The 12477-nt window shown below is 48.9% G+C and carries 8 protein-coding genes; 3 read left to right on the forward strand and 5 right to left on the reverse strand.

Annotated elements, in window-relative coordinates; genetic code table 11:
* Window positions 1–7 precede the first annotated feature (7 nt).
* The 5 genes from QUA77_RS23265 to rpsT all read right to left on the reverse strand — a co-directional run bounded on the left by QUA77_RS23265 (window position 8) and on the right by rpsT (window position 8527).
* Window positions 8–1882 (reverse strand): DNA-directed RNA polymerase subunit gamma, encoded by a 1875-nt coding sequence (locus QUA77_RS23265; protein ID WP_015179160.1) that lies wholly within the window; start codon window positions 1880–1882, stop codon window positions 8–10.
* An 84-nt stretch (window positions 1883–1966) separates the two neighbouring features.
* Window positions 1967–3055 (reverse strand): HNH endonuclease, encoded by a 1089-nt coding sequence (locus tag QUA77_RS23270; RefSeq protein WP_333041548.1) that lies wholly within the window; start codon window positions 3053–3055, stop codon window positions 1967–1969.
* 169 nt (window positions 3056–3224) lie between these two features.
* Window positions 3225–6611, reverse strand: coding sequence for a DNA-directed RNA polymerase subunit beta (rpoB, locus tag QUA77_RS23275; RefSeq protein ID WP_333041547.1), 3387 nt, complete (start codon window positions 6609–6611; stop codon window positions 3225–3227).
* A gap of 601 nt (window positions 6612–7212) precedes the next feature.
* A complete protein-coding gene (locus QUA77_RS23280) occupies window positions 7213–7992 on the reverse strand; it encodes a TatD family hydrolase (protein WP_333452780.1) in 780 nt (259 codons plus the stop codon).
* A 232-nt stretch (window positions 7993–8224) separates the two neighbouring features.
* Window positions 8225–8527 carry a 30S ribosomal protein S20 gene (gene rpsT, locus QUA77_RS23285; RefSeq protein WP_333452782.1) on the reverse strand — a complete coding sequence of 101 codons (303 nt, stop codon included), beginning with the start codon at window positions 8525–8527 and terminating at the stop codon, window positions 8225–8227.
* Window positions 8528–9431: 904 nt separating this feature from the next.
* On the opposite strand from rpsT, the gene hisD reads away from it, so the two are divergent.
* From hisD to QUA77_RS23300, 3 genes are all read left to right on the forward strand, one after another.
* The gene (gene hisD, locus QUA77_RS23290) at window positions 9432–10745 is read left to right on the forward strand and encodes a histidinol dehydrogenase (RefSeq protein ID WP_333041543.1); all 1314 of its coding nucleotides are present in this window, start codon (window positions 9432–9434) and stop codon (window positions 10743–10745) included.
* A gap of 323 nt (window positions 10746–11068) precedes the next feature.
* Window positions 11069–11497: a universal stress protein gene (locus QUA77_RS23295; protein WP_333452784.1), complete on the forward strand. Its 429-nt coding sequence runs from the start codon at window positions 11069–11071 to the stop codon at window positions 11495–11497.
* A 477-nt stretch (window positions 11498–11974) separates the two neighbouring features.
* On the forward strand, window positions 11975–12477 hold a 503-nt coding region (locus tag QUA77_RS23300; RefSeq protein WP_333452786.1), incomplete at its 3' end, for a tetratricopeptide repeat protein.

Below are 12477 nucleotides of genomic sequence, written 5' to 3' on the forward strand. Positions count from 1 at the left end.
CCCATTTCTAATTGTTAATTACCGATTCGATTGTTTGGTGATAGATAATCCGGCCCGGAGTAGTGCGAATGAACTGATTGAGCACCTTGCCCTCTCCGTCTTCCCGAACCCGGCGGAACTTGTATTCTTTCGTCACGATACCGTCGGTAGAGCGTTCCACCTTCAGCGGTTCTCCTTCGGGTTCAGTGTTTTCTATGGCGCCTTGAAATCTCACCCACACATAAGAGTGCAAGTCAACGATTCCTTGTTCGTAAGCTACAACCGCGTCGGTAAGGTTGGAAAAATAGTGACCGGCTCCTTTTTGAGCGTCAGGATTTTCGGCTGTCAAGTAATAGCAACCGAGCACCATATCTTGAGAAGGAGTAACGATCGGTCTTCCGGTTGCTGGCGACATAATGTTGTTAGAAGCCAGCATCAGCAAGCGCGCTTCCGCCTGAGATTCCAGAGACAACGGCACGTGCACGGCCATTTGGTCGCCGTCAAAGTCAGCGTTAAAAGCAGGACAGACTAGCGGGTGAAGCTGAATCGCCCTCCCGTCCACCAAAATCGGCTCAAAGGCTTGAATCCCCAAACGGTGGAGAGTGGGCGCCCGGTTTAGCATTACCGGGTGTCCTTCAATCACCTCCTGAAGCACGTCCCAAACGCTGGGATCGTTGCGCTGAATCAGTTTTTTGGCAGCTTTGATGTTGTTGACCAATCCTTGGCGGATCAGGCGGTGGATGACGAAAGGCTGGAAAAGTTCGATCGCCATTTCCCTCGGCAAACCGCACTGATGAATCTTCAGTTTCGGCCCCACCACAATCACCGATCGCCCGGAGTAGTCAACCCGTTTCCCCAGCAAGTTTTGCCGGAAGCGACCTTGTTTCCCTTCAATGATGTCCGACAGCGACTTCAGCGGGCGGTTGTTTGCGCCCACCACTGTCCGACCCCGGCGACCGTTGTCAATCAGCGCATCCACAGCTTCTTGCAGCATCCGCTTTTCGTTGCGGATGATAATCTCCGGCGCCAGAATTTCTTGGAGTCTAGCCAAGCGGTTATTGCGGTTGATTACTCTTCGGTAGAGGTCGTTGAGGTCGCTCGTTGCAAAACGCCCGCCGTCTAGCTGCACCATCGGCCGCAAGTCGGGGGGAATCACCGGAATCACATTGAGTACCATCCAATCGGGTTGAGATCCCGTAGCGATGAAGTTGTCAATTACCCGCAAGCGTTTAATTAACTTCGCCCGTTTTTGACCTTTAGCATTGGCAATATCTTCCCGCAACTTTTCCGCTTCACTTTCTAACGGAATATTTTGCAGCAAAACTTGCAAAGCTTCAGCACCTATGCCTACTTCTACACCTGTGAGTGTGGAATCTTCGCTGTAAAGTTCGTCTTCTATTTCCAGCCAAGCATCTTCGGTGAGCAATTGCTTGTATTGAAGTTTTTCGGCATTACCGGGATTGAGGACAACATAGGCGTTGAAATAGACGATTTGTTCGACATCTCGCAGCGGCATATCTAACAGAATTGCCATGTAACTCGGGATGCCTTTGAGATACCAAACGTGAGCTACTGGAGCTGCTAATTTGATAAATCCCATCCGGTGACGGCGGACGCGAGATTCAGTGACTTCAACACCGCATCTTTCGCAAACAATGCCTCTATGGCGAACTCGTTTGTACTTCCCACAATGACATTCCCAATCTTTTGCAGGCCCAAAAATGCGCTCGCAAAACAAGCCATCCATTTCCGGTTTCAAAGTCCTATAATTTATTGTTTCGGGCTTCGTCACTTCTCCAGTTATCTGACCGTTGGGTAAAGTCCTCTCTCCCCACTGTCGAATTCTTTCTGGTGAAGCTAACCCGATCTTGACGTAATCAAAGCGTTGTTCTATTTTAGCCATTCTTGACTCCAATTGATAATTTACAGTAGATTATTTGTGGTGCTTTCTCTTTTTTCTGTGCTTTTTTTACTGCTTAAATCAATCTTATACTCCTTTATATGTGATATTGTTTTTAATATCATAGATGACACTTGAGGAGACTCTTAAGTCATCAGCTATTTTAGAGATTGATTCTCTATCTCTAATCCTTTTTCGTACCTCAAGAGCTTGCTCGAAAGTCAATTTCCGATCGAGGTATCCACCCATGCGAGGAACTGGAACCTCTTGGCCTTCTTCCTTCCAAGTGACGTGATACTTAATATCATGTATGGTTTTGCGACCCACACCATATTCCTGAGCTACATCCTTCACTCTCTCTCCTGCGGCTAGTTTTTGCCGAATTTCTCGTACCTTTTCCCAGTCTAATTTTGCCTTGGAAAGGGGATGACTTTTGCCTTGAGTGCGTCCTTTCTTAGAAGCATCTAATGAATTTTGAGTGCGAGTACCACCCCAAAGGTGTTCTGGATTAATACAACTGGGATTGTCGCAGGTATGACAAGCATCTATCGAAGTCGGAATTTCACATCCTAATTTCTCAGCTAAAACAGCACGAGTAACTGATTTCGATTTCCCATTTTTCCAGTATCTGCCATAGCCTTGACCGTCCTTTGAGCCTTGAAAAATGATGCAGCCGTTGTCTTGAATTTCTCCTAAAAAACCGGGCAAAACTGTAGTGAAGTTATCGGGAATATTTGTCTGAAGTATCTTAGTAATAGTTTCATGTTGTAATCCATACTCTTTTGCTAGGTGGTTTTTGACTGTTCCAGATAAATATTTAGTCTGAATTTCCCGGAGTTGTTTGATCGACAATATGCCAATACCCGGAATACTTTTCCGTCTGGGAGTTTTGCGATCGCGCCCAATCATCTGCCCGGTATTTTCAGCCGCAGTTCCCGCTACGAGATGTGCTGGGTTGATGCAGCTTCGATTGTCACAGGTGTGGCAAGCAAAATAACCGGAACCAAGGAATCCTGCTATTTTTGATTCGAGGACTAATCGGTGGACTAATACCGTTTTGCCATCTAGCCACTTGCGCCCGTAACCGTTGCCAAACTTGCTCCCTTGCCAGTTAATACAGCCAGTCTTCAGGTCAACTTCTCCTTCTATTCCTGGGACAACTGTTACAATAGTCATGTCAGCGTCTCTCCTCTTAAGAGCGTTGATTCGCCTCACCAGTGTTCGTACCACTGCTGAGGCATTTTAATTGGCACTTCTCGATTTTAGATTTTAGATGTGAGATGTAAGATTGAATGCTGTCAAACAATTCTTCAATCTAAAATCTAAAATCTAAAATCTAAAATCCCTAATCTTCGTCAAGTTCGTCACGAGAAAGCGATTCGTAAGTAGGCCGGGAGGGCGATCGCTTGCCCCCAGCATCTGCCATCAAATCCACCTCAACGTGCTCGCTGCCCTCGTCGGACGTATTCACCTTGTGCACGGCAATATCCAAGCACAAAGACTGCAACTCCCGCATCAGCACCTTGAAAGATTCCGGCGTACCGGGGCGCGGAATAGCTTTGCCTTTGACGATCGCATTCAGCGCTTCATTCCGTCCCTGCATATCGTCCGACTTGACAGTAAGCAACTCTTGCAAAGTATAAGCTGCGCCGAACGCTTCCAGAGCCCAGACTTCCATTTCTCCGAACCGCTGACCCCCCTGCTGCGCTTTGCCGCCCAAAGGCTGCTGCGTTACCAGCGAGTAAGGGCCTGTGCTGCGGGCGTGGATCTTATCGTCTACCAAGTGAACCAGCTTCAGCATATAGGCGATGCCGACTGTGATCGGGCGATCGAACGGTTCACCAGTTCGGCCATCGTAGACAATAGTCTTGCCGGGGTGCTTTTCATTAAACACCCAAGGCTTGCCGGTTTTTTCGCGCGCCTCCTGTAACTTGCCGTGTACGGTTTCCCGCGACTTTTCAGCGCCGTGCATTTCATCAAAAGGCACCATCTTGAACCGCATCGACAGATTTTCGCCGGCCCATCCCAGCAAGCACTCAAAAATCTGACCCACGTTCATCCGCGACGGTACGCCCAAGGGATTGAGCACTATGTCAACCGGAGTCCCGTCGGGCAAATAAGGCATATCCTCCATCGGCAGAATCCGGGACACAATACCCTTATTCCCGTGGCGGCCGGCCATTTTGTCGCCGACTTGAATCTTCCGCTTTTGAGCTACATAGACGCGGACGACCATGTTGGCGCCAGGAGGCAGTTCGTCGCCCTGTTCGCGGGTAAACACCCGCACGTCAACCACGCGGCCTTTTTCGCCGTTAGGGACGCGGAGGGAATTGTCGCGCACGTCGCGGGCTTTTTCGCCGAAGATTGCCCTCAGCAGTTTTTCTTCCGGCGGTTGGTCGGATTCGCCCTTGGGGGTGACTTTGCCGACTAGGATGTCGCTGGCTTCTACCCAGGCACCTTTGCGGATAATGCCCTGTTCGTCTAGCTGGCGCAGCGCGTCTTCGCCGACGTTAGGAATTTCGCGGGTGATTTCTTCGGGGCCGAGTTTGGTTTGGCGGGCTTCGATTTCGTATTTTTCAATGTGGATCGAAGTGTAGACATCTTCGTACACCAAACGCTCGCTAATTAGCATCGCGTCTTCGTAGTTGTAGCCTTCCCAAGGCATATAAGCTACGAGGATATTGTGACCCAGAGCGAGTTCTGCTCCTTCGGTGGAGGAACCGTCGGCGAGAACTTGACCTGCTACGACTCGATCGCCCTCATAAATTAGCGGACGCTGGTTTAAACAAGTATCCTGGTTAGAACGCTGATATTTTTGCAGTTCGTGTTCGATGCAGCCAGCATATTTTTGCTTCCAAACCGAGGGCTGTTTGACTTTGAGATCGTCGTATTCCTTAATCAGGAAATGTTCTTCGCTGGAATTCGATTCGGCATCTACAGCCAGGGGTTTGACAATAATCCGGGTAGCGTCGATGTAAATCACCTCGCCGTCGATCCGGGAAACCACAACCATCCCGGAATCTCGGGCGGCCTGAGCTTCCAAGCCCGTACCGACGAGGGGCCGTTCTGGTTTCAGTAGCGGCACAGCTTGCCGCTGCATATTCGATCCCATCAGAGCTCTGTTGGCGTCGTCGTGTTCCAAGAACGGAATCAGGGATGTCGCGACGGAGACGATTTGCACAGGCGAAATCGCCATGTAGTCCACCTGCATCGGTGTAGTCGTCGTAAATTCTTGGCGGTAGCGGACGGCTACGGTTTCGCCCAAGAGGTTGTTGTTTTCGTCGAGGCTGATGTCTCCGGGGGCTACGCGCAAATCGTCTTCTTCGTCGGCTGTCATGTAAACAGGGGCTTTGTCGCGCAGCACCCGTCCTTTTTCTACTGGATAAAAAGGAGTTTCAATGAAGCCGTAGGGGTTGACGCGGGCGTGGGTTGCCAAGGAACCGATCAGACCGGCGTTGGGGCCTTCTGGTGTTTCGATCGGGCAAATCCGGCCGTAGTGGGACGGGTGAATGTCCCGCACTGCAAACCCGGCGCGTTCCCGAGTCAGGCCTCCAGGGCCCAAGGCGGAAAGCCGACGTTTGTGAGTCAGTTCTGCCAGAGGGTTGGTTTGATCCATGAACTGCGATAGCTGGGAGGAACCGAAGAATTCCTTGATTGCTGCTACCAGCGGTTTGGGGTTGACCAGAGAAGCGGGGCTGAGGGAGTCGGCATCCGAAACGGTCATTCTTTCGCGGATGATCCGTTCTAGGCGGTTGAGGCCGACTCGGACTTGGTTTTGCAGCAGTTCTCCGACACTGCGGACGCGACGGTTGCCTAAGTGGTCGATGTCGTCGGTGGAGCCGATGTCGAATTCGAGGTTGATTAAGTAGTCGATCGCTGTCAAGATATCTTGCGATGTCAGCACCCGCATGGTATCGGGGACTGTCAAGCGCAATTTTTTGTTGAGTTTGTAGCGCCCGACTCGGCCCAAATCGTAGCGTTTGGGGTCGAAAAAGCGCGAGTTGAGGAGCTGTTCGCCGCCTGCAACGGTGGGGGGTTCCCCTGGACGGAGTTTGCGGTAGAGCTCCATCAAAGCTTCTTCTTCGCCGAATTGTCCTTCTTTCTCGATCGTTTTTTGGAAGTATTCCGGGTGGCGGAGTGAGTCGTAGATTTCGCCGTCGGTGAGTCCGAGGGCTTTGAGCAGCACCTGAGCCGATAGTTTGCGGGTTTTGTCGATTCTGACCCAGACTAAATCGTTTTTGTCTGTTTCAAATTTCAGCCACGCGCCACGGTTAGGGATCAGACTGGCGTTATAGGAACGGCGACCGTTTTTGTCGGTTTCTGATTTGTAGTAGACGCCTGGGGAACGCACGATTTGGTTGACAATCACCCGTTCCGCGCCGTTGATGATGAAAGTGCCGCGCTCGGTCATCAAGGGCAAGTCGCCGATGAAGACTTCTTGTTCTTTGATTTCCCCTGTTTCTTTGTTAATCAGGCGAGTGGGTACGTACATTTGCACCGAATAGGTGCTGTCCCTGCGCTTGGCTTCGTCCACGTCGTATTTCGGGCGCTTGAGTTTGAAGTCTTTGCCCATGAAGTGGAGTTCCAGCTTCCCCGTGTAGTCTGTAATCGGGGAGAAGCTGTCGAGTTCTTCGATCAGCCCGGCTTCTAGAAACCAGCGAAAACTTGCCCGCTGGATTTCGATCAAATCGGGCAAGGTGAAGGCGAATTCTGTGTAATCTTTAGTGGTCATGGGGGTCCTTTTTCCGCAGTGGCTCTAGCTTTTTACATGGCGCCAAGGCTGGGCTTTTTTACCTTGTTGCGTTTTTTTGATTGATTGTGTGAGAGAATTTATATGATGTTTTAGATCGCCTACCAACTGCTGCAACGGTTATTTTTGCGGGTTGCTCGCAGTATTTTTGTGCGGATTCTGGTTTCGATCGAGATGCTTTTAGCTCCGATCTCGTGGTTTTCTTGGGTAAATCCCCTACACTTTTGACTCCTAAAATTGACTTGACAGCTATTGCCAAATTGCTGAGGTTCCAAGTTTCTTCTGATGTGTAAGTTTGAGTGTGTAAGTTTGAGGTATTGCGTGAAGTTGTGACCGATACCGAAGGTTAGCGTACTCGCTTTGTGTTGGTAGTTCCCGGGCGACATCGCAGTCGCGGATACTAAGCCAACGCCCGATGGTCGGTTCTTTTTATTATAGGACGCAAATCCGATCGCAACAGCCAACGCCAAAAGAATCTCCAATAAAGGATGAATCCGGTTTTTCTGGCAGGATAGAAATGGAATTGTCCCTATCGCTAGATCCTAAATCGACCTGTTTTCCTCGTTTCTTTGTTCTGCTATACCTAAACTGAAAAACCGAATAGCTGACAGGCATTTTTGGTTGTCTGCTGGGACAAAGTTAAGAGAGAAACTCCTCTCAATTTAGCAACTTGCTCGGCTACGTAGTAGACGTAGGCTGGTTCGTTGCGTTTTCCCCGCTGGGGTACGGGGGCGAGAAAAGGGCAATCTGTCTCGACTAGGATGCGATCGTTATTTACCATACAAGCTGATTCTTGTATTTGCAAGGCTTTTTTAAAGGTGACTGTTCCGCTAAAACTGATGTAGAAACCTAGGTCTAAAAACCACTGGGTTTCTTCGGGTGTGCCTCCCCAGCAGTGCATGACCCCGCGCACTGGCCCGCGTGTTTCCCAAAAGTTCCTCAGCATTTCGGCCATTGGGGCGGCGGCGTCGCGACAGTGGATAATGACTGGTTTGTCAAGTTCCTGGGCGATTTCAAGCTGTGCCTCAAACACTTTAAACTGGTGTTCTCGATCGTCAGCTTTATAAAAGTCCAGTCCGGTTTCGCCGATCGCCACTACCCTAGAGTCCGAACTTGCTAATTCCCTAATCTGGCTCGCAGTCTCGTCTTTCCACTTGTCCGCATCTAGGGGGTGGAGTCCAACCGCAAACGAAACTTCGGCAAACTGATTGGCGATTGCTTGAATGCCGGCAAACTCTTCTGGCTCTACACAAGAATGAACCAGCCGAACTACACCAGCTTCGCGCCAGCGTTCTCGAATGGCTTCTAACTCAGATTTGTAGGTCTCAAAGTTGATATGAACGTGAGTGTCGATGAGCTGCATGGGGGAAGCAGATTAGAGGTGATACGGGAGAGTCCTTGTGGGATAGGGCGAGGGGGGAGTGAGAGAGTCTGGGAGTGGGAGTGGCAGAGAGTGTGTGGGAAAAATCTTCCGTCTTCTTTCTTCCTTCTTCCTTCTTCCTGCTTCACGCTTGACTGCTTCACGCTTGACTTCTTCCCTCAACATCCATCCCTTCAATCTTGTACACTGCTTCGTTGCCGAACTTTCTGCTTCCTTAAGATGCTACCGAGGATGTTTCGTGTGGCTTGAGAGTTCTTGCCAAGCGGGACTTTTTGCGAGCGCCGTTGTTGCGGTGGAGTACACCTTTTTTGACAGCTTTGTCAATTTTGCTGTAGGCCTCAGACATTCGCTGCTGGACTTCTTGCATTAATTCAGGACTCGGAGATGCAGCGTACTTGTCTACGGCCGCAAAATACTTTTTCATCAAAGTTTTGACCGCTGACTTGTAAGATTTGTTGTACAAGCGGTTACGTTCGGCGATTTTGACTCGTTTGACGGCGGACTTAATATTTGCCATAGTTCAGTTGCTGGAAGTAGGTATTCATTGATACACCCTAGTCTCAAGACAGTCCCAAGACACGGGGATTTTGAAGGACAACCTTTTCGGGATCGATCCGCAAAAAGCTTGATTTTTAATGGCGGAGTGAGATAGCCACTTTCCATTCGCTCAGATTGACGCTCAGATTGAGCTGAGTCTGTGGCTACTTTTTGGCGACGCCCGCGCAATAATTTTTTATTGACTCATTTAACTGCCTGTTTTTTACCCCTGAGAATACCCAAAGGTATGACACGGGTGTTACAGAGGCGTTTTGCGGTGTTTCCACCGTCACCAGTTAAAGTCACGGTTTCTTGCGCGCAATTTTCAAGTATACAATAATTTGGCGCTTTTTTATAAAAAAAATTATCAGGTGTTGGAAAAACTAATATAGCACCTATTCTGCTTAAAATCCAATTCTCTGAAAAATCCAAGTTAAGCTATAACAAAGAATACGGGTGATTTGGGCTTCGGCAAGAAGCACTTACCGAAGGTAGAAGGTAAAAAGCTGAAGGTAGAAGGTAGAAGGTAGAAGACAGCCGGATCAGAAGGTAGAAAGTAGAAGGCAGAATCAAAATTCTTCCGCTCGAACACTCTCCCTCTCGGATATTATTGGGGTCGAACACTCTCTCCTCTGCGTTCCCACCCTCTTCCTCCGCACCTGGTTCTCTGGCGGGCAATTCCTAGAGAAGGTTGTGACTTGTCCTCAGTGTTGCAAAATCCTTGACAGAGATTTAAACGCTGCACTGAAGCCTTGGAAAATGCCGCGACTCTCGCGGTTTAAGCTTGTGGACTGGTGGTGGCTTAATTCTCTAGGAGAACCCCACAAAAATCCCCAATTGTCAAGCAAATGTTAGTGAAGTTATAGACGGCATTCCTAATCTCCATGCTGCGAATCATTACTCAGTGGGTTGAGGCACAAGCTGAACTGCGACGGATCTGCGATCGCACCCATGACGAACTTGTCGTTCACAAAGAAGCCACCGTGCGGGAGGTGCTGCAAGCTGTAAGGCGCAGAGGCGATCAGGCTGTGCTGCACTACACTGCTGAATTTGACCGCATGACCCTAAATGTGGAAGATTTACGGGTCAGCGGCGCCGAACTGGATGCTGCTTACCAGCAGGTGTCGAAAGAATTATTAAATGCCATCCGGCTGGCTTGCAAACAGGTAGAGGCGTTTCACCGACAGCGCGTACCCAAGTCTTGGGTGCAGTTTGGTGATGACGAGATTGTTTTGGGCAAGCGCTACACGCCGGTCGATCGAGCGGGAATCTACATTCCTGGCGGTCAGGCGTCCTATCCGAGCTCGGTGATCATGAATGCGGTTCCTGCGAAGGTCGCCAAGGTGCCGAGACTGGTGATGTGTACTCCCCCCGGACAGGAGAAGAAAATGAATCCTGCGGTGCTGGTAGCGGCTCAGGAAGCGGGAGTTGATGAGATTTATCGGGTAGGCGGGGCGCAGGCGATCGCGGCTTTGGCTTACGGTACGGAAACTATTCCGAAGGTGGATTTAATTACTGGGCCGGGGAATATTTACGTCACTCTCGCTAAAAAACTCGTTTACGGGACTGTGGGGATCGATTCTCTGGCTGGCCCGTCGGAAGTGTTGATTATTGCGGATGGTTCGGCGAATCCCGTGCACGTGGCTGCGGATATGTTGGCTCAAGCTGAGCACGATTCGATGGCGTCGGCAATTTTGCTGACGGCGGATTCGGTGCTGGCTAGGAAGGTGGTGGCTGAGGTAGACAGACAGTTGGCAAATCACCCGCGCCGAACTTTAACAGAAAAGGCGATCGCCAACTATGGTTTAGTCGTAGTAGTTGACTCGCTCAAAGCGGCGGCGGAACTCTCTAACGAGTTCGCCCCCGAACACTTGGAATTGCAAGTTGCAGATCCTTGGGCTTTGCTCGACCAAATTCGCCACGCTGGGGCGATTTTCTTGGGCTGCTCGACGCCGGAAGCTGTAGGTGATTATTTGGCTGGCCCAAATCATACTTTGCCGACTTCTGGGGCTCCGCGCTATGCGTCGCCGCTGGGTGTCGAAACTTTTATGAAGCATTCGAGTTTGATTCAATATTCGCCGGCTGCACTTAAGAAGGTGAGTAGGGCGATTAATGTTTTGGCGGAAGCAGAGGGGCTTCCTTCTCACGCTGATTCGGTGCGGCTGCGGACTGAAAATGAGGGAAAGGGTGAGTTTTAGATGGTAGATTTAAGTAGATGATCGGCAAAATACATAGGTAGTCAAAAGCGAGTGAAATGCAATGAAAGGAAGCAATTCTCTTGCGATTATGGTAGCTTTACATTCTGTGACCAGCGGCCCAGTTTATTTGCACCTACTTACTTACGCACTGCGGGCTTAAGAAACCCGGTTTCTTCAAGTATCTTGCTTAAATGACGCAATTATGTTAAGAAACCGGGTTTCGGGGTAGGTAATAATGATGTTGGTGGGAAGCGCGAAATTGTGGACAGTAGGCGACAATCAACGAAATATTTAAAGTCTAAATATCTGAGATTTAAAGGTGCATGGTATTGAATACTGTTTTGGTAGCGATCGACAATTCAGAGCTTGCAGAACGGGTTTTGCAAGTTGTAGGACAATTTCACCTAGAACCGAGGGCAAAGGTGATTCTAGTTCATGTTGTGAGTTCTGGTACGTCGGATTTTGACGCGGTTGTCGATCGACCTCACGCTCAGGGAGATGAGATTGCTTACCGAGAGGTGGAGAAGTTGCTGCAATCTTATCAGGAAAAGTTGCCTTGCCAGAGCGAATTGGAGATTGTTTCGGGACAACCTGCAGAAGAAATTGTGCGTTTGGCTAATATTTATAAGGCGGATTTAATTGCGATCGGCTGTCGGGGTTTGACAGGTTTAAAGCGGATTTTAGAGGGTTCGGTGAGTGCTGAGGTTGTCGCTGAGGCTCCTTGTTCGGTATTGGTTGTACGGGCTAAGTAAGGGGAATTGAACCGCAGAGATTGACAGGCGGGATGCTTGTTTCACAGAGATTGACAGTAGCTAAAACTTGTAGGGTGTGTCAGCCAAGAGTTATTGAATCCGCAGATAATATAACGCGAGCTGACGCACCCAATTATAAATTTTTGTTTATTTAAAATGTTAATTGTTGTGTAGATTTAAGACTCGTTTTGAAACAGCCGTTATCCTGTCAGCAGGATAAATGTTTGATGAGACATTGGCTTGAGTCTCTGGAAGACACATGAGCGATCGTCTGGTAGATGTCCATCGCCTGTTAGGTATGTCTCGCAAAATCAACATTGACCTCATCAAAGGGTTGTGTAGTAATATCCGGCAATAGTCCTACACTCTTTTTTTCTCAATATATTTTTATATTTTTACACACTCAGATACAATTCGGTATAGTCTGTCAAACCGTTAAAAAAGCACTTTCATTAAATTTTAGTAACTGCAAAGGCTATGACTAAAAAACCGCATCGCTTGATTCCACAAATTCTGGCTGCTGGTTTGACCCTGTTTGGGGCAGCGGGTTGTTCCCCTGTCTATTTCAGTCAAGGACTTGCTCGCACCAATCAAGGCGATTTCAAGGGTGCTGTAGCTGATTATAATCAGAAAATTGAATTAATAAATTCCAACTATGCTATTGCCTACCGTTGGAGTGATATCCAATATAAACCCGAGAAAAAAGAAGACTGGAGTACAGATGACTATTATAAATTAGGCTTTTTTCTCCTGTTTGCGGGGATTGCTGGTTTAGCTGTCTATTACAAACTAGCTCCTACATTCGCTGATACCTACAACAATCGGGGTTTAGCAAAGTATAAACTAGGAAAAATAAAAGAGGCACTCTCTGATTATAATAAGGCGCTTGAGCTTAATCCCAAACGTAACCGTTCAGGGGGTGCGTCGCAGGCGCACCACCCCAAGAGGAGTTTGAGGATCAATATGTTTGAAAATGTTTG

This window comes from Microcoleus sp. K5-D4 (assembly GCF_036704575.1).
Classification (GTDB): domain Bacteria; phylum Cyanobacteriota; class Cyanobacteriia; order Cyanobacteriales; family Microcoleaceae; genus Microcoleus.

Excerpts from the sequence above, each read along its gene's own strand:
- QUA77_RS23270 (WP_333041548.1), bottom strand. The coding sequence starts at position 3,055 with ATGACTATTGTAACAGTTGTCCCAGGAATAGAAGGAGAAGTTGACCTG.
- rpsT (WP_333452782.1), bottom strand. The coding sequence starts at position 8,527 with ATGGCAAATATTAAGTCCGCCGTCAAACGAGTCAAAATCGCCGAACGT.
- rpoB (WP_333041547.1), bottom strand. The coding sequence starts at position 6,611 with ATGACCACTAAAGATTACACAGAATTCGCCTTCACCTTGCCCGATTTG.
- QUA77_RS23265 (WP_015179160.1), bottom strand. The coding sequence starts at position 1,882 with ATGGCTAAAATAGAACAACGCTTTGATTACGTCAAGATCGGGTTAGCT.
- QUA77_RS23295 (WP_333452784.1), top strand. The coding sequence starts at position 11,069 with ATGGTATTGAATACTGTTTTGGTAGCGATCGACAATTCAGAGCTTGCA.
- hisD (WP_333041543.1), top strand. The coding sequence starts at position 9,432 with ATGCTGCGAATCATTACTCAGTGGGTTGAGGCACAAGCTGAACTGCGA.
- QUA77_RS23280 (WP_333452780.1), bottom strand. The coding sequence starts at position 7,992 with ATGCAGCTCATCGACACTCACGTTCATATCAACTTTGAGACCTACAAA.